Origin of the sequence: Salipiger pentaromativorans, from assembly GCF_024721115.1 — a bacterium.
Taxonomy (GTDB): domain Bacteria; phylum Pseudomonadota; class Alphaproteobacteria; order Rhodobacterales; family Rhodobacteraceae; genus Salipiger; species Salipiger pentaromativorans.
Genome location: NZ_JAMDHK010000004.1, coordinates 14,655 through 37,989, shown reverse-complemented (window position 1 = coordinate 37,989; position 23,335 = coordinate 14,655). Strand labels below are relative to the sequence as shown.

At 66.6% G+C, this 23,335-nt stretch carries 24 protein-coding genes; 13 read left to right on the top strand and 11 right to left on the bottom strand.

Annotation, left to right across the window (positions count from 1 at the left end):
- Positions 1-44 precede the first annotated feature (44 nt).
- Entirely contained in the window at positions 45-923 is an 879-nt protein-coding gene (locus M4578_RS08430; RefSeq protein WP_258093006.1) for a CHAD domain-containing protein, read from the top strand.
- Positions 924-1,022: 99 nt separating this feature from the next.
- Here M4578_RS08430 and M4578_RS08425 read toward each other — a convergent pair whose 3' ends face one another.
- The gene (locus M4578_RS08425) at positions 1,023-2,600 is read right to left on the bottom strand and encodes a lysine--tRNA ligase (RefSeq protein ID WP_258093005.1); all 1,578 of its coding nucleotides are present in this window, start codon (positions 2,598-2,600) and stop codon (positions 1,023-1,025) included.
- A gap of 121 nt (positions 2,601-2,721) precedes the next feature.
- Here M4578_RS08425 and M4578_RS08420 point away from each other — a divergent pair, with 121 nt between their 5' ends.
- Both M4578_RS08420 and M4578_RS08415 read left to right on the top strand, forming a co-directional pair.
- Entirely contained in the window at positions 2,722-3,147 is a 426-nt protein-coding gene (locus M4578_RS08420) for a tellurite resistance TerB family protein (protein WP_258093004.1), read from the top strand.
- Between the two features lie 185 nt (positions 3,148-3,332).
- A complete protein-coding gene (locus tag M4578_RS08415) occupies positions 3,333-3,761 on the top strand; it encodes a L,D-transpeptidase (protein WP_258093003.1) in 429 nt (142 codons plus the stop codon).
- Between the two features lie 11 nt (positions 3,762-3,772).
- Here M4578_RS08415 and dacB read toward each other — a convergent pair whose 3' ends face one another.
- The 3 genes from dacB to M4578_RS08400 form a co-directional block, all read right to left on the bottom strand.
- Positions 3,773-5,272 carry a D-alanyl-D-alanine carboxypeptidase/D-alanyl-D-alanine endopeptidase gene (gene dacB / locus M4578_RS08410; RefSeq protein WP_258093002.1) on the bottom strand — a complete coding sequence of 500 codons (1,500 nt, stop codon included), beginning with the start codon at positions 5,270-5,272 and terminating at the stop codon, positions 3,773-3,775.
- A 65-nt stretch (positions 5,273-5,337) separates the two neighbouring features.
- On the bottom strand, positions 5,338-5,952 hold the full coding sequence (locus M4578_RS08405) for a nicotinate-nucleotide adenylyltransferase (protein WP_258093001.1): 615 nt from the start codon (positions 5,950-5,952) through the stop codon (positions 5,338-5,340).
- Positions 5,953-6,099: 147 nt separating this feature from the next.
- A complete protein-coding gene (locus M4578_RS08400) occupies positions 6,100-8,487 on the bottom strand; it encodes a methyl-accepting chemotaxis protein (protein WP_258093000.1) in 2,388 nt (795 codons plus the stop codon).
- 206 nt (positions 8,488-8,693) lie between these two features.
- Here M4578_RS08400 and ettA point away from each other — a divergent pair, with 206 nt between their 5' ends.
- Together ettA and M4578_RS08390 are read left to right on the top strand one after the other, a co-directional pair.
- A complete protein-coding gene (gene ettA, locus M4578_RS08395; RefSeq protein WP_258092999.1) occupies positions 8,694-10,349 on the top strand; it encodes an energy-dependent translational throttle protein EttA in 1,656 nt (551 codons plus the stop codon).
- A gap of 545 nt (positions 10,350-10,894) precedes the next feature.
- The gene (locus tag M4578_RS08390; RefSeq protein ID WP_076697089.1) at positions 10,895-11,101 is read left to right on the top strand and encodes a cold-shock protein; all 207 of its coding nucleotides are present in this window, start codon (positions 10,895-10,897) and stop codon (positions 11,099-11,101) included.
- Between the two features lie 59 nt (positions 11,102-11,160).
- Here M4578_RS08390 and M4578_RS08385 read toward each other — a convergent pair whose 3' ends face one another.
- Positions 11,161-11,364 carry a YgaP family membrane protein gene (locus tag M4578_RS08385; RefSeq protein WP_258092998.1) on the bottom strand — a complete coding sequence of 68 codons (204 nt, stop codon included), beginning with the start codon at positions 11,362-11,364 and terminating at the stop codon, positions 11,161-11,163.
- A 167-nt stretch (positions 11,365-11,531) separates the two neighbouring features.
- On the opposite strand from M4578_RS08385, the gene M4578_RS08380 reads away from it, so the two are divergent.
- Positions 11,532-12,659 (top strand): NAD(P)/FAD-dependent oxidoreductase, encoded by a 1,128-nt coding sequence (locus tag M4578_RS08380; RefSeq protein ID WP_258092997.1) that lies wholly within the window; start codon positions 11,532-11,534, stop codon positions 12,657-12,659.
- Between the two features lie 3 nt (positions 12,660-12,662).
- Here the strand turns inward: M4578_RS08380 and M4578_RS08375 are convergent, their stop codons facing one another.
- Positions 12,663-13,268: a CDP-alcohol phosphatidyltransferase family protein gene (locus M4578_RS08375; protein ID WP_258092996.1), complete on the bottom strand. Its 606-nt coding sequence runs from the start codon at positions 13,266-13,268 to the stop codon at positions 12,663-12,665.
- A 329-nt stretch (positions 13,269-13,597) separates the two neighbouring features.
- Here M4578_RS08375 and M4578_RS08370 point away from each other — a divergent pair, with 329 nt between their 5' ends.
- The 4 genes from M4578_RS08370 to M4578_RS08355 are packed head-to-tail and all read left to right on the top strand — an operon-like array spanning position 13,598 to position 16,829.
- On the top strand, positions 13,598-14,431 hold the full coding sequence (locus M4578_RS08370) for a UDP-2,3-diacylglucosamine diphosphatase (RefSeq protein ID WP_258092995.1): 834 nt from the start codon (positions 13,598-13,600) through the stop codon (positions 14,429-14,431).
- On the top strand, positions 14,428-15,555 hold the full coding sequence (locus M4578_RS08365) for a ceramide glucosyltransferase (protein WP_258092994.1): 1,128 nt from the start codon (positions 14,428-14,430) through the stop codon (positions 15,553-15,555). The genes M4578_RS08370 and M4578_RS08365 overlap by 4 nt, the downstream gene beginning before the upstream one ends.
- Before the next feature lie 3 nt (positions 15,556-15,558).
- Entirely contained in the window at positions 15,559-16,131 is a 573-nt protein-coding gene (locus tag M4578_RS08360) for a DedA family protein (protein WP_258092993.1), read from the top strand.
- Entirely contained in the window at positions 16,128-16,829 is a 702-nt protein-coding gene (locus M4578_RS08355; RefSeq protein ID WP_258092992.1) for a glycosyltransferase family 2 protein, read from the top strand. Before M4578_RS08360 ends, M4578_RS08355 begins: the two co-directional genes overlap by 4 nt.
- 4 nt (positions 16,830-16,833) lie before the next feature.
- On the opposite strand, the gene M4578_RS08350 is transcribed toward M4578_RS08355, so the two are convergent.
- Entirely contained in the window at positions 16,834-17,445 is a 612-nt protein-coding gene (locus tag M4578_RS08350) for a TetR/AcrR family transcriptional regulator (protein ID WP_258092991.1), read from the bottom strand.
- Between the two features lie 106 nt (positions 17,446-17,551).
- On the opposite strand from M4578_RS08350, the gene M4578_RS08345 reads away from it, so the two are divergent.
- Genes M4578_RS08345 through M4578_RS08335 form a run of 3 tightly spaced genes read left to right on the top strand, consistent with a single transcriptional unit; the run spans position 17,552 to position 19,568 of the window.
- Positions 17,552-18,229, top strand: a complete 678-nt coding sequence (locus M4578_RS08345) for a PspA/IM30 family protein (protein ID WP_258092990.1) — start codon at positions 17,552-17,554, stop codon at positions 18,227-18,229.
- Between the two features lie 35 nt (positions 18,230-18,264).
- Entirely contained in the window at positions 18,265-18,543 is a 279-nt protein-coding gene (locus M4578_RS08340; protein ID WP_258092989.1) for a YiaA/YiaB family inner membrane protein, read from the top strand.
- Positions 18,544-18,590: 47 nt separating this feature from the next.
- A complete protein-coding gene (locus M4578_RS08335) occupies positions 18,591-19,568 on the top strand; it encodes an Lnb N-terminal periplasmic domain-containing protein (protein WP_258092988.1) in 978 nt (325 codons plus the stop codon).
- A gap of 168 nt (positions 19,569-19,736) precedes the next feature.
- Here the strand turns inward: M4578_RS08335 and M4578_RS08330 are convergent, their stop codons facing one another.
- The 4 genes from M4578_RS08330 to M4578_RS08315 all read right to left on the bottom strand — a co-directional run bounded on the left by M4578_RS08330 (position 19,737) and on the right by M4578_RS08315 (position 23,218).
- Entirely contained in the window at positions 19,737-20,861 is a 1,125-nt protein-coding gene (locus tag M4578_RS08330; RefSeq protein ID WP_258092987.1) for an aromatic ring-hydroxylating oxygenase subunit alpha, read from the bottom strand.
- A gap of 175 nt (positions 20,862-21,036) precedes the next feature.
- Complete coding sequence (locus M4578_RS08325; protein ID WP_258092986.1) at positions 21,037-21,594, bottom strand: L,D-transpeptidase; 558 nt, start codon at positions 21,592-21,594, stop codon at positions 21,037-21,039.
- 90 nt (positions 21,595-21,684) lie between these two features.
- Positions 21,685-22,293 (bottom strand): DsbA family protein, encoded by a 609-nt coding sequence (locus M4578_RS08320; protein ID WP_258092985.1) that lies wholly within the window; start codon positions 22,291-22,293, stop codon positions 21,685-21,687.
- 103 nt (positions 22,294-22,396) lie between these two features.
- Complete coding sequence (locus tag M4578_RS08315; RefSeq protein ID WP_258092984.1) at positions 22,397-23,218, bottom strand: TlpA disulfide reductase family protein; 822 nt, start codon at positions 23,216-23,218, stop codon at positions 22,397-22,399.
- Between the last annotated feature and the right edge of the window lie 117 nt (positions 23,219-23,335).

The window sequence follows — 23,335 nt, the reverse complement described above, 5'->3', positions numbered from 1 at the left end:
CCGTGACGGTCCTCAACGCGTTCACGCAACAGCCGGAGTGCATCATGGCCTACCGGATCCAGACATCCGATCGCTCGCTGACCGCCGCCCTGCGCCGGATCGCGGAGGAGCAACTCGGCGCCGCCATTGCCGAGACAAAGCGCCCCGTGGCCGAAGCCGACGAGGCGATCCACAACATCCGCAAACACTGCAAAAAGCTGCGCGGCCTCTACCGGCTGATGCGGTCGGGCTTTGCGGACTACGCCGAAGAGAATGCCGCCGCGCGCGACGCCGCGCGCATGTCCTCGTCCCTGCGCGACGCCGGCGTCCTGCTCAAGACCTTCGATGCGCTGCTCGAGGGGAGCGATCCCGCGCCCTACGCGCCGCTTCGGCAGGCGCTGACCGGGGAAACGGGCGCCGCGCTGACCCCGGACGAGATCGGCGCCGCGCTGGTCCGTCAGCGCAAGGCATTCAAGACGATCCGCAAACGCAGCCGCGACTGGAAGGTGGCGGGCGATCCCGGCACGGTGCTGCGGACCGGCCTGTCAAAGACCTGGCATCGTGCCGCCGCGGATATGGAGGCCGCCCGCCGGGGCGCCGATGCGGAGGCGTTTCACGACTGGCGCAAACGGATCAAGGATCACTGGTATCACAGCCGCCTTCTGCAAGGGTTCTGGCCCGGCCCGATCCGCGCCCACCGCGAGACGGTCAAGACCTTGTCGGAGCTGCTCGGCGATTATCAGGATCTGTCCGTTTTCCTCGGACATCTCGACCGTGCGGAGCTTCCGGAAACCGCAGAGGATCTGCGCCTGCGCGCGCTGGCCCGGCGCGATACCCTCGCCTATGAAAGCCGGACGCTCGCCGCCCCGCTGTTCGCCGGCGGCCCCGATGCGCTTCCGAACGACTGGTCAAAGCATTGGAAGCATTGGGCGAAACGGCACTGACCCGATCTCGGGGCAGCCCCGCAGACAAGACCCGCGTTGCGGCCCCCTGCACAGCGCAGGTCTGACGGCCCCTGCGGGGGCCGTCAGCCGCCGGATGGCTCAGCCCAGCGCGCCAGCCAGGCCCTGTTCGATCAGCGCGACCGTCTCGGCCACGCCGTAAAGCGCGACGAAGCCGCCAAAGCGCGGCCCCTGGCTTTGCCCGAGAAGCACCTCGTAAAGCGCCTTGAACCAGTCGCGCAGGTTCTCGAACCCGTGCTCCTTGCCCACCGCGAAGACGAGGGTCTGAAGCGCCTCGTCCTCGACCGCGCCATCGTAGTCCCGCAGCCGCTGCGCAAGATCCTCCATCGCCGCGCGCTCCTGCGCGTCCGGCGCCCGGAAGGATTTCGTCGGCTTCACGAAATCATTGTAATAGCGCACCGCAAAGCCCGCGGCCTGATCCATGTCGGGATGGCTCTCGGGGCTCGCCTCGGGCGCGTAGCGGCGGATGAACCCCCACATCGCGTCCTTGTCCTCGGCCCCCGCCGCCGAGGCGAGGTTGAGCAGCATCGAGAACGGCACCACCATCTTCGACTCGGGCACGTCACCGCCGTGGATATGCCACACCGGGTTGTTCAGCTGCCCCTTGGCATCCTGCCCCGGATAGGCACGCAGCTGTTGGTGATACTCGTCCACCGCCTTGGGGATCACATCCCACCACAGCCGCTTGGCCGTCTTCGGCTTCTGATACATGAAATAGCTCAGCGATTCCGAGGCCGCATAGGTCAGCCATTCGTCGATCGACAGCCCGTTGCCCTTGGATTTCGAGATCTTCTGCCCCTGATCGTCAAGGAACAGCTCATAGGTGAAATGCTCGGGCGGGCGCACGCCCAGCGTCCGGCAGATGCCGTCATAGATCGGCGTGTTGGTCGAGTGGTCCTTGCCGTACATCTCGAAATCGACGCCCAGCGCCGCCCAGCGCGCACCGAAATCGGGCTTCCACTGCAGCTTCACATTGCCGCCGGTGACCGGCAGGGTCCATTCCTTGCCGTCGTCATCGTCGAAGGTGATCGTGCCTTCGGCGGCATCCACATTCTTCATCGGCACATAAAGCACCCGGCCCGTTTCCGGGTGGATCGGCAGGAAGATCGAATAGGTCTGCTGACGCTCTTCCCGCAGCGATTTCAGCATGATCGCCATGAGATCGTCGTATTTCTCGGCGCAGCGCCGCAGGATCTCGTCGAACTGGCCGGTCTTGTAGAACTCGGTGGCCGAATAGAATTCATACTCGAACCCGAAGGTATCGAGAAACCGCCGCAGCATGGCGTTGTTGTGATGCCCGAAACTCTCAAACTCCTCGAACGGGTCCGGCACGCTGGTCAGCGGCTTTTGCAGATTGGCCTGCAGAAGGTTCTGGTTCGGCACGTTCTCCGGCACCTTGCGCATCCCGTCCATATCGTCCGAGAAACAGATGAGCCGCGTCGGAATATCCGAAATCAGCTCAAAGGCGCGGCGGATCATCGTGGTGCGCGCGACCTCGCCGAAAGTGCCGATATGCGGCAGACCCGAGGGGCCATAGCCGGTCTCGAACAGCACATAGCCCTTTTCGGGCGGCTTCTTCTCATAGCGTTTCAGGACGCGGCGCGCCTCTTCAAAGGGCCAGGCCTTCGAGCTCATCGCAGCTTCGCGCAGATCGGACATCCGAAACACTCCATGGGATAACACCCCTTCACAGCAGGGGCAGATGCGCCCGCGTCCTATTGCAGACGGGGTGCAGGGTCAATAAATTGCCCGCCAGCAGACACGCAAAGAAAGAGTAGCCGTGACCGAAGCCGCCCCGCACCCGCTGACTGCGCAAGACTGCCTTGTGGCGCTCATGATCGCCGTCTCCGCCTCCGACCAGAACCTGCGCACCGCCGAGCTGGTCAAGATCGAATCCTCGGTGAACATGCTGCCGATCTTCGCCGATTACGACATCGACCGCATCCGCACGATGTCGGAACTCGTGTTCGAGCTCTTCGAGCAGGAAGACGGGCTCGACGCGCTTTTCGGGCTGATCCGCGACAACCTGCCCGAGCGGCTGTTCGAGACCGCCTATGCGCTGGCCTGCGATGTGGCCGCCGCCGACGGCACGCTGCGCGAGGAAGAGCTGCGGCTGCTGGAAGAGATCCGCTACGAGCTGGACATCGACCGCCTGCACGCCGCCGCCATCGAGCGCGGTGCGCGGGCCCGTCATCTTTCGGCCTGACCGGTCCGCAAAACCGCCGGCTCCCCCTCCGGCGCCTCAAAACCACTCCCACTTCCGGCCGCGGCGCCGGAAAACCGCAGGGTCAGGATTTTCTGACTTTGCGACATGCCCGAATCTGCTCTAAACATAATCTTGGCATTTTTAAGCCGATATTTCCGAACGTTACTCTATTGGGGGATGATTTCATGAACCGCTTCGCCTTCACGCTCATTGGCGCGCTCGTTCTCTGCCTGCTGCCGATCATCGGGGCCGCCGCTCCGCTTGTCGCCAAGGTCGATATTTCCAGCCAGACCATGACCGTCATTCACAACGGCAAGGTCGCCTATACCTGGCCCGTCTCCACTGCCCGCGAGGGCAAATGGACTCCGCGCGGCACCTTCTCTCCGCAGTTCCTGTCGCGCTATCACAAGTCGAGCCTCTACAATAACGCGCCCATGCCCTATTCGATCTTCTTCCGGGGCAATTACGCGATCCACGGCACCAACCAGATCAGCCGGCTGGGCCGTCCGGCCTCGGCAGGCTGCGTGCGCCTGCACCCCGATCACGCGGCACGGCTCTTCAGCCTCGTTGAGACCGTGGGCAAAGCCAACATGCGCGTGGTGATCGAGAACTGAGCGCGCCGCGCTCAGCTTCCCGAAAGCACCGCCCAGCGCTCGATCAGGCCCTGTTGCAGCGCCTTCGCACGGCGGTTCCAGGCCACCGCGCCTTCGGGGCGTTCGCGCTCCGCGCGGCTGAGCCCCGCCCTGCGGTCGAGATCGCCGCAGAAGATCGCAAAGACCAGCTCGGTTCCGTCGGGCAGGTCGGCAAAGCCCGCCAGACCGCTCACAAAGTTCAATGTGCCGGTCTTGGCATGCACCTGGATCGGATGATCCTTGATGATCCGCCGCTGGGCATCGCGCATCGGAAAGCTCTTCAGCAGCGGCTTCAACCCCAGCCGCGTGCGGATCTGTACCAGCGCCTGCGCCATATCCGCCGCCGAGATCCGGCTTTGATCGCCCAGCCCCGAATGATCCACCAGATGCACATGGCTGAGCCCAAGCGCCTCGCGCGCCCAAAGGTTCATTGCCTCGGCCGATTCGCGCAGCGATCCGACCGCGCCATGCCGCGCGCGGGTCGCGGTCTGACCGACGATCTCGGCGGTCAGGTTGGTGGACCATTTCAGCATGTCGCGCAGAACGACGCGCAGCGGCGCGCTTTCGCGCCGCACCACGACCTCGCCCTCGGGACAGGTCTCGACAACGCCCGGCGCCGGCAGCGCAATCCCCTGACCACCCGCCAATGCCTGGAACACCTCACCGGCGTAAAGCTCGGGTTTGCGGACGGGCAGCCAGCGCGCGCCCCCCTTGCCGAGTGCGCCACGCGCCACCGTCCATTCGTCGCGCGCGCCACCGTCGCGGTAGGTGTAGACCGGCACATCCCGCGCCACCACGCCCATGCGGGCCATATGCACCGCCGGGCGCAATGTCTCCGACCGCGCGTCCATGCTGACCTGATACCCGTTGCCGCCCTGGCGCCATTCGAAATGCACCCGGTTGTAATTCAGGTTGAGCCCCGACACCGCCGGGCTGTAGCCCACATGCTCCGGCTGGTCCGGGTCGATCGAGCGGGTGTAGGGCAGCGCGCTGCCGCAGACGAGGAAGCGGCCCTTGACCCCGGTGACCCCCTTTTCGCGCAGCATCCCCGCCAGCTCGGCCAGCCCGTCGGTATCGAGCGTCGGGTCGCCACCGCCCAGCAGCACAAGATCGCCCTCGACCACACCCTCGGCGATGGCGCCGGTGATCAGGATCTCGGTCGCGAAATGATAGCCCGGCCCCAGCGTGTCGAGCGCGTAGGACGCGGTCAGCGCCTTGGCGACGCTCGCCGGGGGCAGCCCGATCGCGGCGCCGTGCTGTTCCAGCACCCTCCCCGAAGACAGCGTCACCACCGCAAAGCCGACCTCACCGTCCAGCCGCGCCGCAGCGATCAGATCTTCCGGCGTCCTGAGGCTGCGCAGGCGCAGATCCTCGCCCCGGGCGGCGGGGCGCAGCGAGCGCAAGGGCGCATTGGCCCGGGCCGGCGCCGCCGCAAAGAGGCCCGCCGCACAGACCGAAGTCAGAAATCCTCGCCGTGAAAATCCTTGCGTCATGCCGATGATCTAACCTCAGCGCGCGCGGCTCGACAAGCGGCAGGATGACCGGGCGCAATCACATTTCATGCGTCCCCCTGCCGCGCCCGGCGCAGCTCCGTGGAACTGAGATCGACCATGGGCACGTTCAGAAAGCACCAGGCCGGCGGGCGCGACCGCGCCAGCAATGGCGCCAGCCGGGCCGACAGCCGCGCATGCCGGTAGATCTCCGCCGCAACCGATCCGCGCGCGGCCATCCGGCTGCCGGAGCGCGCCAGCACGCCAACCGGCATACGATCCATGATTTGCCGCCAGTCCTCCCAGCGGTGAAGCTGTGCCAGATTGTCCGCGCCCATGAGCCAGACAAAGCGCACACCGGGATAGGCCCGCTGCAACACCGCGAGCGTGCGGGCGGTATGGCGGGTTCCGGCGAGCCGCTCGAAATCGCTGACGATCACCCTTGGATGCCGCATGATCGCGCGCGCCGCCGCCATGCGTTCGTCCAGCGGTGCCGGTCCATGCGCCTTGAGCGGGTTGCCGGGGCTGACCAGCCAGACCACCCGGTCCAGCCGGAAACGGCGCAGCGCCTCGAGCGTGATATGAACATGGCCGGCATGGGGCGGATCGAAGGACCCCCCCAGCAAACCTACCGTTTGTCCGGGCACCAGCCGGAGCCCGGCTTCATGCGCATTCCAGAGCATCCGGCCTTTTCCCAATCGGAATATCCGCACCAGACACCGGAACCATATGGGATTTCAACAGAAAAGACATCTGTCTACCGTCAGCCCACCGCGCCCCGAGCGGTTCCGGAGACGCGCCGGGCACGAGACGCAGCGTGTATTCGCCCCTCAGAAGTCCTCCCAGACGGGGCTGGCGCCGCCGGACGCCGCCACGCGGGCACGCGGTAGAGGCTCCGCCTCCACCCCCTCGGAGGCGAGGGGATCGGACAGCTCCCAGCCCTGCGCAACCGGCGCCGGATGCGGCGACAGAACCTGCTGGCCGGCCAGCAGCTCCCCGGTATCGAAGCGCGCCACAAGGTCACGCAGATCCCCGGCCTTCTGCAGCAGGGCGCGGCCCGCAGCGGCGCTTTCCCCGACCATCGCCGCGTTCTTCTGTGTCACCTCGTCGAGAATGGTGATGCCGGAATTGATCTCGCCGAGACCGGTCGCCTGCTCGGACGCCCCCGTGGCGATATCCTGGATCTGAGAGGACATATCGGTGATCTCTTGCAGGATCGTCTCGATCGACCGACCCAGTTCCGACACCAGTTTCACCCCGTTGCTCACGCTCTCCGTCGAATTTACGATCAGATCCCGGATTTCTGCCGCGCTGTCCGAAGAGCGCTGCGCCAGCGCCCGGACTTCCGAGGCGACAACGGCGAACCCGCGCCCCACCTCGCCGGCGCGCGCCGCCTCGACCCCGGCGTTCAACGCCAGCAGGTTGGTCTGAAAGGCGATATCCTCCATCACCCGGATGATCTGGCCGATCTGCTTGGAGGATTCCTCGATGCTCGACATCGCCGCGACCGCGCTGCCGCGCACCTTCTCGCCCTTCTCGGCCTCGCTGCGCGCCGAACTGATCGCCTGCACAATGGCATTGGCTCCGTCCGAGGTGAATTTCACGTTGTTCGTGATCTCTTCCATCGCCGCGGCGGTTTCCTCCAGCGTCGCCGCCTGGTTTTCCGTCCGCTGCGAAAGCTGATCGGTGTTTTCGCTGAGCCCGCGCGCGTCTTCGTCGATGCGATGCGCACTCTCGCGAAGCTCCGCGATGATCCCGCTCAGCGCATCCACCGTCGCATTGAAATCCTCGCGAAGCTGCTCGTAATCCTCGCCGAGCGGCTGGTCGATCCGGCAGACGAGGCTGCCAGAGGCGAGTTCGGACAGCGCCTTGCTCAGCCGCTCGACGATCTCGCGCTGTTCGCGCTGCGTCGCCTCCTGCCGGGCAGCGGCCGCCTGCCCCTTGGCGAGATCGGTCTTGAACCGTTCGAGTGCGCGCGCGATGTCGCCCAGCTCGTCGCCGGTCTTGGTCTGGTTCACGATCGTCTCGAAATCCCCGTCCGACATCATCGAGACACTGGCCGACAGCAAAGAGATTCGCGTTGTCAGGAACCGCGCCACGAAGAAGGAGAGGCCCACCACAAGGATCCCGACCACAAGCATCTGCGCCAGCGTCAGCAGCAGCAGATGTTGTTCGGGCGCAAAGGCCTCGGCCATGTCCTGTTCGACGACAAAGCCCCAGTCGGTTCCCGCGAATTGGGTGAAATCGGTAAACGCGACCACCGCGTTGCCACTGATTCCCGGCACGTCGCGGAACGCCTCCGCGCGCCCGCCACTGGCCGCCTGGATCTGCGGCGAGGCGGGCAGCCCGTCGAGCACCGCATATTCCGTCTCTCCGGAGACCGCGCTGAGCGCGCGGCCCTGCCGGTCGACCGCATAGACCCGCCCGGTGCGCCCCAAAAGCCCCGATTCGGACAGCGCCTGCGCGATATGCCCGATGGGAATTTGCAGCGCGACAACCCCGATGCGCCCGCCTTCGGCGTCGAAGACCGGCATTGCCGCAAATTTCGCCGCGGCGCCCGCGCTGGGGGCGTAGCGGTCGAATTCGGTGAAGACGATCCCCCCCTCCGGCGCGCGCGCCGCATCGCGGAAGGCGGCGCCAAGGCCCGTCTCCTTGTAGGGGCCATTCACCAGATTGGTCGCGAAATCGAGCTCCTTGAACACGGAATAGACCAGGTTTCCCTGTAGATCGAAGAGGAAGAGATCGTAATATCCCCGCTGGCGCTGAAAGTTGCGCAGACCGTCGTGATAGCTCGCGTGGATCTGCGACCAGACGGAACCGTCATCGGCCTGAAGCAGCACATCCTTTTCGCCGACGGGATTCGGATTTTCTTCGATATAGGCGCGGCGCAGATACGCCCCCGGATCGCCCTCGATCCGGTTCCAGCTTCGCGCGAAAAGCGGCAGCGCGGTGCGCACCGCCCGGCTCCCGGCGAGGTCGCGCAGATCGGTCTCGGTCTGACCGAGCCAGGTTTCCAGCGCCCGCTCGCGGTCATTCAGCAGATTGCGAAACGCCGCCTCGCGCTGCGTCGCCATCTCGACACGGGCATAATAATAGCTCACCCCGACCACGGCGAGCATCAGAGCAATGGTCGGCAGGCCGATCAGGACCGGCATCTTCCACTTCAGCTTCAGCCTTTTCCACCGGCTGCGGCGGAATTTACGCTTCGGTTGGGTCACATCGGCACTCCCATACTCGGCCAGCGGCGGGCCCGAGACGTTCCGAGACTGCACATGCACCGCAAAGGCTTACGATCGGCTTAAACCCGTCGCCTATTCCGGGATTTTCCGGCATCTGGCCCCGAGATGCGCCCGGCACGGACGGGCCTTTGCATTCCCCTGCCGTGGTGCGATACAGACCCCCGAAGATTTCGCCGGAGGACCGCATGGCCAGCTATCAGTACGTCTATCACATGGATGGGGTGTCCAAGACCTATCCCGGCGGCAAGAAGTGTTTTGAAAACATCCGCCTGAGCTTTCTGCCCGGCGTGAAGATCGGCGTCGTGGGGGTCAACGGCGCCGGTAAATCGACGCTGATGCGAATCATGGCCGGGATCGACAAGGATTTCACCGGCGAGGCCTGGGCCGCCGAGGGCGCCAAGGTCGGTTATCTGCCGCAGGAGCCCGATCTCGATCCCAAGCTCACCGCGCGCGAGAACGTCATGCTGGGCGTGGCGGAGAAGAAAGCCAAGCTCGACAAATACAACGAACTGGCGATGAACTATTCCGACGAGACCGCCGACGAGATGGCGGCGCTTCAGGACGAGATCGACGCGCAGAACCTCTGGGATCTCGACAGCCAGATCGACGTCGCCATGGAGGCACTGCGCTGCCCGCCGGACGACGCCGACGTGACCACGCTCTCGGGCGGCGAACGCCGCCGGGTGGCGCTCTGCAAGCTGCTGCTCGAAGCGCCCGACATGCTGCTGCTCGACGAACCGACCAACCACCTCGACGCAGAGACCATCGCCTGGCTGCAAAACCACCTGATCGAGTACAAGGGCACGATCCTGATCGTCACCCACGACCGCTATTTCCTCGACGCCATCACCGGCTGGATTCTGGAGCTCGACCGCGGTCGGGGCATCCCCTACGAAGGCAATTATTCCTCCTGGCTGGGGCAGAAGGCCAAGCGGCTGGAGCAGGAAGCCCGCGAGGACAAGGCCAAGCAGAAGACGCTGGAGCGCGAGCTGGAATGGATGCGGCAGGGCGCCAAGGCGCGGCAGGCGAAATCCAAGGCCCGGATCCAGGCCTATGAGAAACTCGCCGACCAGTCCGAGCGCGAGAAGATCGGCAAGGCCCAGATCATCATCCCCAACGGCCAGCGTCTGGGGGGCAAGGTGATCGAGGTCGAACACCTGTCCAAGCACATGGGCGACAAGCAGCTGATCGAGGATCTGAGCTTCTCGCTGCCGCCGGGCGGCATTGTCGGTGTCATCGGCCCCAACGGCGCCGGCAAGTCGACGCTCTTCAAGATGCTGACCGGGCAGGAAAAACCCGACGCGGGCGCGATCACGCTCGGCGACACGGTGCAGCTCAGCTATGTCGATCAGTCGCGCGACGATCTGGACGCGAACGCCACCGTCTGGGAGGCGATCTCGGGCGGGGCGGAGATCATCCAGCTGGGCGACGCGCAGATGAACAGCCGCGCCTATTGCGGTGCGTTCAACTTCAAGGGCGGCGACCAGCAGAAGAAGGTCGGGCTGCTTTCGGGCGGCGAACGCAACCGGGTGCATATGGCGCGGCTGCTGAAATCCGGCGGCAACGTCATCCTGCTCGACGAACCGACCAACGACCTCGACGTGGAAACGCTGCGCGCCCTCGAAGACGCGCTTGTCGATTTCGCCGGCTGCGCGGTGGTGATCTCGCACGACCGTTTCTTCCTCGACCGGATCTGCACGCATATCCTCGCCTTCGAGGGCGAGGCGCATGTGGAGTGGTTCGAAGGCAACTTCGAGGATTACGAGGAAGACAAGAAACGCCGTCTGGGCGCCGATGCGCTGGAACCGAAGCGGGTGAAGTTCAAGAAATTCACCCGATAAGAGCTGGCGGCTTACGGAGTGCGGGCGGTTTTCCGCCACCCGCACCCGGTCGCCCTCTTGTGCGCAAATGCCGTCCTCTCTGCCGGGATCGCATACCGTCGGTCGCGCACAGGATCGCTCTGCACCACATGCGGCTGGCGCGTCCTCTGGGAGTGCCGAAAAGGGTGGTCACCCTCGTCAGATGCCTTTGACAAAGGCATCTGACGCAACGCGCCCGAACCGGAAGCGCCCGCCCCGCGGCAACGACGCTACGCCGAATGGTGACAACGACTGCATCCTGGCAGCCTTCGGAGCGCGCCTCTCCAACCGGCGAAATCCTCCGGAATCACGCGCTCTCGCGCCGTTGCCGTCACTTGGCACGAAAGCCCTGCCCTCCGATTTCTCTTGCTGGAATCACGCCCCTCTGGCATACCCTTCGGCGCTAACGTTACGCCTATCGACCTACCTGTCTTCCTTACCGGCAGCAGCGCTACCGATACTGCACTGACGAAACGCCGGGCTGCCGCACCTCCGCGGGCAGCATGAAACAGGAAAGGGTTTTACCCATGGCAACTGGCACCGTGAAGTGGTTCAACACCACCAAAGGTTATGGCTTCATCGCACCCGAGGGCGGCTCCAAGGACGTGTTCGTCCACATCTCCGCCGTCGAGCGTTCGGGCCTCACCGGCCTCCAGGACAACCAGAAAGTGTCCTACGAGCTGCAAGCCGGCCGTGACGGCCGCGAAAGCGCCGTGAACATCGAACTGCTCTGATCCGGATCGGACAGACCAGTGCAAGGCGCGCCCGCAAGAGCGCGCCTTTTTTCATGGCCTCATTCGAAGGCGCAGCCGGTCTTCACGCCGAATTTGCGAAAGATCATCGCCGCCGGGCAGAACCCGGTAAAGGACGACTGGATCATGTTCACCCCGATGAACACCGTGAACCAGATCCAATAGGGCGAAACCCAGACGGTCAGCGCCACGCTCAGCAGGATCATTACCCCTGCAAACGCCATCACGGCACGATCGAGCGTCATTTCCAATCTCCTGTCCAATACCCGCAAGCAAACCCTCTTCGCCCGCGTCTTGCCGGGTAAAATAGGCCGTTACGTATACAAATGCAATATTCAGAATACGTTTTCCGCATTGCCGCGCCGGCATCATCGCCGCATCCTCGGCGCAGCCCGATCCGACGCAAGCCCCGATGACCACCCGTTTCGACCTGATCGTCCTTGGCGCCGGTCCCGCCGGCGCGACCGCGGCACGGGTTGCCGCGCGCGCCGGGCTGCGGGTGGCGCTGATCGACAAGGCTGTCTTTCCCCGCGACAAGCTCTGCGGCGGGCTGATCACCGGCCGCTGCCTCGGCCATCTCACGGCGCTCGGCGCCCTGCCCCCGCCCGGCCTGCTGACACGCCAGGACCGCGTGACGTTCTTCCGCAACGGCGCAGAGCTCGGTACGGTTTCGGGCTGCCCCCCGGTCTATCTCACCACCCGCCATGCGTTCGATCATCATCTTCTGACGCAGGCGCGCGCGGCCGGTGCAGAGGACCTCACCGGCACGCGGGTGCAGGAGATCGGGCCGGCGCATGTCACCTTGGCAAGCGGTCCGCGCCTGGGGTTCAGCGCCCTGATCGGCGCGGATGGGGTGAACAGCGCTGTGGCGCGGCAGCTCTTCGGGGCCGCCTTCGATCCGGCCACCATCGGCTTCGCCCTGGAAACCGAGGCGCCGCCCGACCCGGAAGCAACGCTTCGCATCGACTTCGGAGCCGCCCGCTGGGGCTATGGCTGGCGCTTTCCGAAACCCGGCAGCACCACGATCGGGGTCGGCGGGCTGCACGCGCGCAACCCCGGCATGAAAGCGGCGATGGCGCGCTATCTCGCCGAGATCGGTGCCGCGCCGGATCTGCGCATCAAGGGCCATTTCCTGCCCTTCGGCAGCTTCCGCGCGCACCCCGGACGCGGCGCGGTGCTGCTTACCGGAGACGCCGCCGGGCTGGTGGATCCGATCACCGGAGAAGGCATCGGCCACGCCGTGCATAGCGGCCGGCTTGCCGCCGAGTCCATCGTGGCGGCTCTGGCCGCCGGTGTCCCGGACAGCGCCCTGCGCCGCTACCGGCAGGCCCTGCGCCCGCTGCACCGCGACCTTCGGCTCGCGCGGATGCTGCGCCCTTTGCTCTTTTCCGAGCGGCTCGGCCCCCGGATGACCCGTGTCCTGCGCGGCTCCGAGAGCGCCCGGATGCGCTATATGGCGCTGCTTGCCGGAGAGACCGACTATCCCGAATTCCTCGCGCACGCCCTGCGCCGTCTGCCCGCCCGCCTGCTGCGCGCCTGACGCTCAGCCGAACAGCCGCCAGCCGGCCAGCCAGCGGGTCAGCGTGGTCAGGAAACAGGCCGTGGCAAAGAGCAGCGCCAGCCCCGGGAAGGCGCCGGGAAACAGGCACATCGCAATGAAGAGCGCGATGGTCTCGGCCCCCTCCGTCAGCCCACCGAGGTAAAAGATGCCCTTGGTCGGATAGTCCTCGGCCCGGATCCCGCGCCGTTCGGCAATCACGGCAAAGGCGAGAAAGGACGAACCGGTGCCCACAAAGCTCGCCACAAGCACCAGCGCGGGCAGCGCATTGGCGACCGGATCGGCCAGCGCCATGCCCAGCGGAAAGAGCGCGTAGAACAGGAAATCCAGTGCGATGTCCAAATAGGCGCCCCGGTCGGTCGGCCCCGCCAGCCGCGCCACCTCGCCATCCAGCCCGTCGGCCAGACGGTTGGCCAGAAGCCCCGCCAGCGCCAGCCCGAAGGCCCCCGCCGCCGCTGCGGCGACCGCACAAAGCCCCACGGCGAATCCCGCCAGCGTGATCCAGTCGGCCCGCACCCCTCTTGCGTGCAGCGCCCGGGCGGGCCCGTGCAGCAGGCGCCGTTGCAACGGCAGAAGTCTTGCGTCGAACATGTCGGGCCTCCGGTCTTCCACTCAACCGCGCCGCATCCGCGCGGGCAAGCCGCGATTGCGGCGCGGCCCCACACATCGCCTCAAGATCGGGCGAAGAGCGCCCGGGCGTTGCGCGAATCCGCCGATGAGCGCCGGCGCAGCATTCCAGTCGCGGGAAGCATTGGACAGCGCCCGGGCGGAGGGATAAGGTCAACCCAGACGTGCAGGTCGACCGCGACATACCGTCCTCCGGTCGGAACCTGCATGGTTCGTATCGCGTTAGAGTAGCGTCACATTCCCGATACATCCTGCCGCCATAAGGCGGGCGAGCGAAAAAGGAAGTTGCCCGAATGCCGTCCTCTTCTGCCGGCACCGACGCCCGCCGCACCCTCCGCAGCCTGTTTCTGTCCGACCTGCATCTGGGGGCCCGCGCCAGCCGTCCCGCCCAAGTGCTCGAGTTCCTGCGGCAGATCGAGGCCGAGACCATCTATCTTGTCGGAGACATCTTCGATCTCTGGCATGGCGGGCGAATCCACTGGACCGATCACCACGAAGCCGTGCTGAGCGAGTTGCGCGACCGCGCCAGGGCGGGGGCGCGGGTCGTCTATCTGCCCGGCAATCACGATTCGGTCATGCGCGCGCCCGATACACGGATCGAAAGCTGGGAGCTGCGCGAGGTGGTGGTCCACCGCGCGGCGGACGGGCGGCGCTATCTGGTGCTGCACGGCGATCAATGCGACCCGCGCTTCCTGCGCTGGCATTTCATGACCCGCCTGGGCAGCCGCATGGATGCGCTGTTGCGGCAGATCGACGACTGGCAGCGCAGCCATGGCCGGCTCTCCGACGACCGCCGCAGCCCGGCACAGCGGGTGATCGACCGCGCCAATCAGCTCATGGCCATGGGCGACCGGTTCGAATCCCGCCTCATCAAGCTGGCGCGCGCCACCGGAACCGGAGGGGTGATCTGCGGTCACTCTCACAAACCCGCCCTGCGCGACCGTGACGGTATTCTCTACGCCAATTGCGGCGACTGGATCGACAGCCTGACCGCGCTGGCCGAAGACCGGAACGGGCAGATGCGGCTGATCGAATACAGCCCCGAACGCGCCCGCACCCCCGCGCGGCCGCTGCCGCCGAAACAGGCGCCCAGCGATGGCGGCGCATTGGCCGGAGGCATCGCATGATCATCCCCGTTCTCGTCAGCCTCGTAGCGATCACCCTCGGCGCGCACCTGCTCACCGCCTGGCTGACCGCCCGCCGCTACCGCACCGCCCCCGAAGCGCCGCGCGACGACACCACGCTGCCCTATATCTCGCTGATCCGCCCGGTCTGCGGCCTCGACACGTTCGATGCCGAAACGCTGGCCTCGTCCTTCACCCAGGATTACCCGCGCTACGAGGTGATCTTCTGCGCCCCCTCCGAAACCGATCCCGCAGTCGCGCTGCTGCGCGATCTGATCGCCGCGCATCCGGAGGTGGAAGCCAGCCTGCTCTGCGGTGAGACCGCCATCAGCCGCAACCCCAAGCTCAACAACCTGTATAAAGGGTATGGCGAGGCCCGCAGCGAATGGGTTGCGATGACCGACAGCAACCTGCTCTTGCCGCCGGACTACCTGCGCAGGCTGGTTGCGACCTGGCAGGCGGGCACCGGGCTTGTCACCTCGCCCCCGGCCGGGATCCGGCCCGGCAACTTCTGGGGCGCCGTGGAATGCGCCTTTCTCAACAGCTCGCAGGGGCGCTGGCAGCTCGCGGCGGATTCGCTCGGTTTCGGCTTCGCTCAGGGCAAGACGCTTTACTGGAATCGCAAAGTACTGGACGCCGGCGGCGGTCTTGCCGCGCTGGGGCGCAACCTTGCCGAAGATGTCGCCTCGACCAAGCTGGTGCGCGAGCAGGGGTTGCGCGTGCGGCTGACCCCAAAGCTCTTTGCCCAGCCCATCGGTGCGCGCAAGGCGCGCGCGGTCTGGGACAGGCAATTGCGCTGGAGCCGCGTGCGCCGCGACGGGTTTCCTCTGATCTTCGCCGCCGAGATCGCCCAGGGCCCGCTGGTGCCGCTTGGCGCGCTGACCGCGCTGGCCCTGCTGGGCGCGGCCCCCGCCGCCGCGCTTCTGGCGCTGCCCCCGGTCTGGTACGGCGCCGAGCTGGCGCTGGCCCGGCGTGCCGGCTGGCCCGCCGCGCCGCGCGATGCCGCCGCGATGCTGATGCGCGATGTCTTGCTTCCGGCGCTCTGGGTCGCCACATGGACAGGGCGCGGCTTTACCTGGCGCGGCACAGAGATGGCGCCTGCGGAATCGGCGGGCCCGGCGGAGTAGAACTTGTTGGGACTTGAAACAGTTGCAGCCCTGATCGCCAAGGACGGGCTGGCCATTCTGGCACCGATCGCGGTGCTGGAGGGGCCCATCGTGACGGTGATCGCCGCCTGGCTCGCGAGCCGCGGATTGCTCGATGTGTGGAGCGTCAGCGTGGTGGTGATCCTCGCCGATGTGGTCGGCGACCTGATGTTCTATGCGCTGGGCCGCTGGGGCCTGCACCGGCTGCCCCTGCGCTGGCGCTATCGGATGGGGCTCAGCCGCGCGCGTCTCGCCCAGCTCGCTGGCCATTTCCAGAGCCACGGCGGGCGCACGCTGGTCTTCGGCAAGCTGACCCATTCCGCCGGCGCCGCGGTTCTGGTGGCCGCCGGCCTGGCGCGCATGCCGATGCTGCGCTTCTTCTGGATCAACCTCCTGGCCACGATCCCGAAAAGCCTGTTTTTCGTGGCCCTCGGCTATGCCTTCGGATCGGCCTACAGCAAGATCGACGACTGGATCGCGCGGATCTCGCTGCTGCTGCTGGGCGTCCTGGTCATGGCCGGCATCATCTGGCTGCTGAAAAGAGCGACCCGCAAATGACCGACCGACCGATCCTGTCCTGCATCATCCCCGCCTTTAACGAGGCACCGCGCATCGGCGCTGTGCTGGACGCCGTGCTTGGCCACCCGCTGATCTGCGAGGTGATCGTGGTCGATGACGGGTCGTCCGACGGCACCGCCGACCGAGCCGAGGCGCGGGCCGCGCAGGCGCCGGGTCTGCGGGTCATCCGCCAACCCCGGAACGGCGGCAAGAGCCGCGCGGTGGCCACCGGGATCGAGGCCGCCCGCGGCACCCATATCCTGCTGCTCGACAGCGATCTTCTGGGACTCGACGCCGATCACCTGAGCGCGCTCATCGCCCCGGTTCTCGACGCCCGCGCCGAGGCCGCCATCAGCCTGCGCCGCAACGCGCCCCTGCCCTGGCGGATGATCGGCATCGACTATATCTCGGGCGAACGCGTGATGCCCCGCGCCCTGCTCGCCGGTCAGACCGACACGCTGCGCAGCCTGCCCCGCTTCGGGCTGGAGGTGTTCATCAACCGGCTCTGGCTGAACGCGGGGCTGCGCCTGGCCATCGTGCGATGGCCCGGTGTGGAAAGCCCGTTCAAACACGCCAAGCGCGGCAGCCGTCTGGCCGGGCTGCGCGCGGATGCCGCCATGCTGGGCGACATCTTCCGCACCGTGCCCCCGATGGAAACGCTGAAGCAGGTGCTCGCCCTGCGCGCCCGCCGGATCTGACCGGTCAGTCCCGCGCCGCCAGATGCGTGCCGCGCGTCATCGCGGAGACCAGCGCCGCGACCTCGCCGGCCAGCCGTGCCTGCGGCACCCCGACAAAGCGCCCCTGCAACGAGAGCTGAACCACACCGTGCACCGCGGCAAAGGTGGTCTGCGCCCGCAGCCGCAGCGCGTCCGGCTCCAGATCGGGGCGCAGCCTGCCCAGCGGCGCGATGATCTCGGCGATCAGCACCGCATGGTCCTGCCGGTGCCAGTCGGGCATCTCCACCCCCTCGGGCAAGCGATGCTCGAACAGCGCCGACCACAGGCGCTGGTTGGCGCAGGCAAAGGCCACATAGGCCCCGGCCAGCGCCTGCAGGATGTCCTCCGGCGCCCCGTCCTTTGGACAGGCCGCATGCAGCGCCGCCCCGAGCCGGGCCAGCGTGCGTGCGTTCACATGCAGCACCAGCATGTCGAGATCCTCGAACGCGGTGTATAACGCGCCCAGCGCACAGCCCGCCTGCGCCGTCACCTCGCGCGCCTTCAGACCGGCCAGCCCCCTGTCCAGAATCTGCGCCTCGGCCGCATCGACCAGACGCCGCTTCAGATCGGCGCGTTTCGCTTCGCGAGTGGTTGCCATTCTGCCTCCGAAAAATTTCTGAACGTCGTTCAAAATATTTCTTGAACATCGTTCATACTTGCGGCATAGATATTCCTGAACATGGTTCATAGATATGGAGGCGCCGATGTTCAAGACCCTGATCACGCTGGTCCGCGGGCAAAGCCATGATGCCGCCCAGGCCCTCACCGACGCCAATGCCATGTCGATCCTGCGCCAGCAGCTACGCGATGCGGCCCATGGCGTCGAGGCCGCGAAACGCTCGGTCGCGGTGGTGATGGCCTATTGCGACCGCGAGAAAAAGGCGCTGCGCCGCATCTCGGCGCAGCTCTCCGACCTTGAGGCCCGCGCGCTGGACGCGCTTCGCAAAGACCGCGAGGACCTCGCCACCGAGGCCGCTGCCGCCATTGCCGAGCTCGAGGCCGAACGCGCCACCACCGAACGGGCGGTCGCCACCTACGACACGGAGATCCGCCGCCTGCGCGAAGAGCTGTCGCTCGCGGAACAGCGGCTGCGCACGCTTCAGCGCGGCAAGCAGCTCGCCGATGCCACGGCGAAATCGCAGCGCGTGCGCGGCACCATGCCCGATGGGGTACTCAACAGTCTGCGCGAGGCCGAAGCCACGCTGGAGCGTCTGCAAGAGCGCCAGGGACTCTCCGAAGCGACCGCTCTCGCGATGGCCGATCTCTCCGCCAGCTCCAGCGCCGAGGCCACCAGCGCGCGGCTCGCCGCCGCCGGCTGCGGCGCCCCGCTCCGCCCAGATGCCGCTGCCGTATTGGCGCGGCTGAAAACCCCGCAGACCTGACCCACCCTCACGCCAATCAACAGGACATCAGACCCATGACCCAATACACCCCGAAAGTTTCCAAAGCCTGGACGATCTTCACCTATTTCAACTTCGCCGTTGCGGCGCTGATGATGGCGGGCGGCATCTATGCGCTCCAGGCCAGCTTCTCGGCCAAAGGCTATTACGCCATGGCCGCGCTGATGCTGGTTTACTCCACAGCCTCCATCACCAAAGCCTTGCGCGACAAGGAAGAATCGGATCGCATCTACAACAAGCTCGAAGATGCCCGCACCGAGCGCCTGCTGGCCGAAGCCGCCGGCGACGACATCTGACCGCGAGACAGGCGGGCGGCCCCACCGCCCGCCCAGAGGAGACCGTCATGACCCGCTCTTTCCGCCTCTGCGCCCATCTGAGCTTTGCCCTCATCGCGCTCGCCGGGGCCGCCTGGAGCGCCACGGCGATCTGGCTGCATCTCGACGGCTTCGCCCGCCCCGCCGCCCTGACCCTGCTCGCCGCCGCGCTGCTGCTCGCAGGCCGCGCCCGGATGCGTTGCCGCCGTCTGGGCTGGGCCGTGCTAGCCGGCACAGCGCTGCTTGTCGGCGGCTGGTACATGACCATCTCCCCCGCCGAAGACCGCGACTGGGCCATCGACGTCGCGCGCGGCGTCAAGGCCGAGGTCTCGGGCGATCTCGTTACCCTGTCGGATCTGCGCGACTTCCAGTGGCACGACCGGGACGAGGCGACTGTCCGCTGGATCGACCGCACCGTCGATCTGCGGCACCTGGAAACCGTGGATATGCTGACCTCGGTCTGGGACAATCCCGACATCGCACATCTTCTGGTCAGCTTCGGCTTTGCCGACGGCCAGCATGTGGTGTTTTCCGTCGAGATCCGCCGCGAGGCCGACGAGGTGTTCAACGAGCTGGGCGGGTTCTTCCGCCAGTTCGAGCTGGTGCTGATCGGCGCGACCGAAGAGGACATCGTCAAGCTCCGCACGAATTACCGCAAGGAGCAGGTCAGCCTCTATCCGGTCACGCTCGATGCGGCGCAGCGGCGCGCACTGTTCATGGCCTATGTCGGGCTGGCCCAGCAGCTCGAGGCCCGACCGCGCTTCTACAACACCTTGCTCGCCAATTGCACGACGGTGGTCTACGGGCTGGCCCAGGTCCTGAAAGCGGATTTGCCGATCGACCGGCGGCTGATCCTCTCGGGCCGCCTGCCCGAATATATCGAAGCTCTGGGCGTTCTGGGCGGCAACGGGACGATGGCCGACCGCCGCGCCGCGGCCCTCATCACCGCCAAGGCTCAGGCCGCGGGCGATACGGCGGATTTCTCGGCGGCGATCCGGGCCCATTGACCGGCAGCCCTCCACAAGACAGCCCCTCGCCAGCCAGCCACAAAGCGCGGCAGCGGGCGAGGGTGCCCCTACCCCCTTTCATCTTTCTGAAAATACGCAAAAAACGGTGCCACCCCAAAACACCCTGGGCAAAAGCACCACATCAGCCGCACACGGCATTCAGGGTGTTCAGCCCGGGATCCGCTCCGCGATCCAGCGGGCGAACTCGTAATTCGGTCGTTCGAGATGCGACAGCGCCCCGGGCATCGCATGACGCGACTGCATGCCTTTCCAGACCCGCTCCGTGCAGCCCCGATCTTCGTCGTTCACCGCATCGAGCAGCCCCTTAAGCGCCGCGAAATGCTGCGGCGCCTCGGCATCCGCGGCGAAATCCGGATGCAGCCCGCCACCATAAAGGATCTTCACATGCCCCGGCCCGTCGGGCGTGAGACAGAGATACCAGAAATAGCCCGGCGTCAGCGTGATCAGCAGCGAGGGATAGACCGACAGCAGCCAGGTGCGGTAGCGGTCCTCGCCCTGCAGCGCGGTGTTGTCCTGGTGGGCGATCGACAGCGCGATACTGTCATCTTTCAGGATGTGGTGGAAATTGAAGCCCGGATAACCCTCGGGGCAGGTCATCTTCCTGAGATCCACCGCCCCGCCGATGGTCCCGCCGTGGCACATGGGCAGGTGATAGCTCTCCATGAAATTCTCGGCGAGGATCTTCCAGTTCGTGTTCCAGCGATGCTCCTCCCGGAACACCTCCACATAGTCCTCCATCGGCAGATAGCCGACAAGATCGTCCATCTCCTTGAGCGTCTCATGCGGCTCCGGCAGATCCGGGTCGAGCGTGACCATGATCCAGCCCTTCCAATCCACGCAGCGGATCGCGGGCAGGCCCAGGGCTTCCTTGCAGAACGACCGGTTCAGCTCCATCGCGGGAGCCCCGCGCAGCGAACCGTCGAGATTGTATGTCCAGGCATGGTACGGGCAGGTGATGGTACGGGTATTTCCGCGCCCTTCCAGCAGGATCGACATGCGGTGGCGGCAGACATTCGACATCGCCCGCAACACACCGTCGCGGTCGCGCAGCACGATCACCGGCGCGCCGGCGATCTCCATGGTCAGGTAATCGCCCGGCGCGCGCAGCGCATCGGCCCGCCCGGCGCACAGCCAGCTTTTCGCAAAGACATGCTCCTGCTCCAGCGCGAGGAACGCATCGCTGGTATAGACGGACACCGGCATCGCCCGCGCGGCTTCGAACGGCGTGGCGACGGTGCTGCGCAGCTCGGCTGCCGGATCTTGATAGGTCATCTCTGTTTGTCCCTGACATTCACGCCGCCGCGGCCTCGCGAGGCCGCTGGTCACGCCCATTTGGTTGCGCCGGAATCCCCCTTCGTCAAGGGGCCGCTCCGCAACCAGCCTGCCGGAGAGGTCACCGCCCTGCGACGCGCCCGCAAGGGCGCATCGCGACGATCCGGCCAACGGGTCAGATCACCCGCACCTGCGTGCCGACCGGGCAGAGCTGGAACAGCTCTGCGATCTTCTCGTTGTAAAGCCCGATACAGCCATCCGAGCTGCGGCGCCCGATCTTGCGGGTGTCATGCGTGCCGTGGATGATATAGGCGGGCCAGCTCAGATACATCGCATGGGTGCCAAGCGGGTTGTCGGGCCCCGGAGGGATCGGCTTCCAGTCCGGATACCGTTCGAGCTGCGAGGGAGTCGGGGTCCAGGACGGGCCCACCTTCTTGCGCACGATCCGGGTATAGCCGCGCTTGGTCAGCTCCTCGGTCAGCGGCACCGAGGTCGGGTAGATGCGGTAATCCGCACCGTCGCCACTCCAGAAATGCAGCGCGCGCGAGCCGGTGTCGGCAACGATGCTCGCCACCCCCAGCGTCTCGAAATGGTCGCGCCAGTCCTGCATCGAAAAGCTCGAGATATTGTGTCGGGCAAAACCCTCGGCACGCGCCGCCGCCGGCACCGCCAGAGAGCCCGCCGTTGCGGCGCCCAGAGCCAGAGCCCTGCGCCGGGTGAAGGTGTCGCTCATCTGTCTGCTCCTTGTTCAGCCGCGGCCGGGAACCGGGCCGCGCGGCCTGTCGAACAGATCAGGCTTAATCGAACCTTAAGCCCCGGCGCCTCAGGCCGCCCGCGCCTCCGCGATGGCCTGCCGCAGCATCTCGGCGTCGAGCGCGCCATCGTAGATCGTGGTATTCACGGCGAACCCAGGGGTCCCGCGGAACCCCAGCGCCACGGCCTGAAACCCGTTGCGCGCCAGCAGCCCGTCCCATTTGGCACGGTTACCGCGATAGGCCCGCAGCGCGTCCCGCGCCGGCAGCGCCTCGCCCACCGCCGCATCGACCTGGCGCTGCGTCAGCCGCCCCTTGGTCGCCATGAGCGCCTCGGTCACGGCCTCGTACCGGCCCAGATCATGCGCCCCGAGCGCCAGTTGGCTTGCGCGCACGGACGGAGCGCCGAAAATCGGCCAGTCCTTCAGGACGAGACGGATATTGCCGTCTTCGGCCAGCAATTCGGTCAGGATCGGATGCATGGATTTGCAGAACGGGCATTGGTAATCGAAATATTCCACGATGGTCACATCCCCGTCGGGATTGCCCAGGACCGGCGCGTCGGGGTCGCGCAGCACCGCCTCGACCGTCAACTCCTGCGCCGCCGCGTCACGCGGCAACACGCCGGCCAGCGCGGTGGCTCCGGTCAGGGCAAGCGCCCGTCTGCGGGACAGGATCATTGTCTTTCTCCTTGCGTTTCGGCGCCCAGGGCGCCCGCTACATCTTGCGGCGTCGATGCGCAGGCCGGTAGCCGCGCAAAGACCTGGAGCCCGTCCCCGCCAGTCACGGAGTTTCCTCCGTGATCTCCGCCATGCGCCGGGTCAATTCGGCGCGCGAAATCTCTCCGGTGTGAGACGCGACCAGCCGTCCGCTCGCATCGAAGAACAGCGTTGCGGGCAGCCCTCGGGCGCCCAGCCTCTGCATCAGCGCGCTTTGCGGATCCAGCGCCATATGCGCGCCCGACAGGTCGCCCCGCGCCAGGAAACCCGCGACCTGCGCCGCGCCCTCCCCCTGGTTCGCAAAGACAAAACGCGGCGCGCCGGGGCTCTCGGCAGCCTCGATCATCATCGGCAGCTCGCGGCGGCAGGGCGGGCACCAGCTTGCCCAGAGGTTCAGCACCAGCGGCGCGCCCTGCTCCGCCAGGGCCAGCTCGGTGCCATCGAGATCGCGCAGAACCAGCTCGGGCAGCATCGTCGCGCGCGGGCCCGGCAGCGCCAGAAACGCCACCAGCGCGGCGCCCAAGCCCAGCGCCGTCACCGATGCCAGCGGCAGCGCCAGTTTCGGGGTCCGTACTGCCGACCAGGCGGCCAAGGCAGCGGTCGCGGCCAGCCCCCAGCCGCCCGAAAAGCCGCCCTGCCAGACCCGCAGCACGTCCAGCGGCGCGGCCAGATAGCTGTCGAGATTGCCCAGCACATAGGCGACCCGCGCCGCCACCGCAAAGACGAGCACCAACAACCCCGCCTTCGCCGACAGCGGCACGTCACGGCCACGCCGCCGCAGCCAGCGGTCGGCGATCTCCGCCGCCAGCAGGAAGATCCCGATCCCCACCACCACGACAAAGCGCGCGCCATCGAACACCACCGGCCCGAAGGACACCGCGTTCATGGGCGCCCTCGCACGCGGATAGCGGGATCGAACAGGGGGAAGAGGTCTCGCGTCATTGTCATGGGCTGCGGGCTGGACTGTGGAGCTTAAGCCAGCCTTAAGGTTTACGAAACAAGA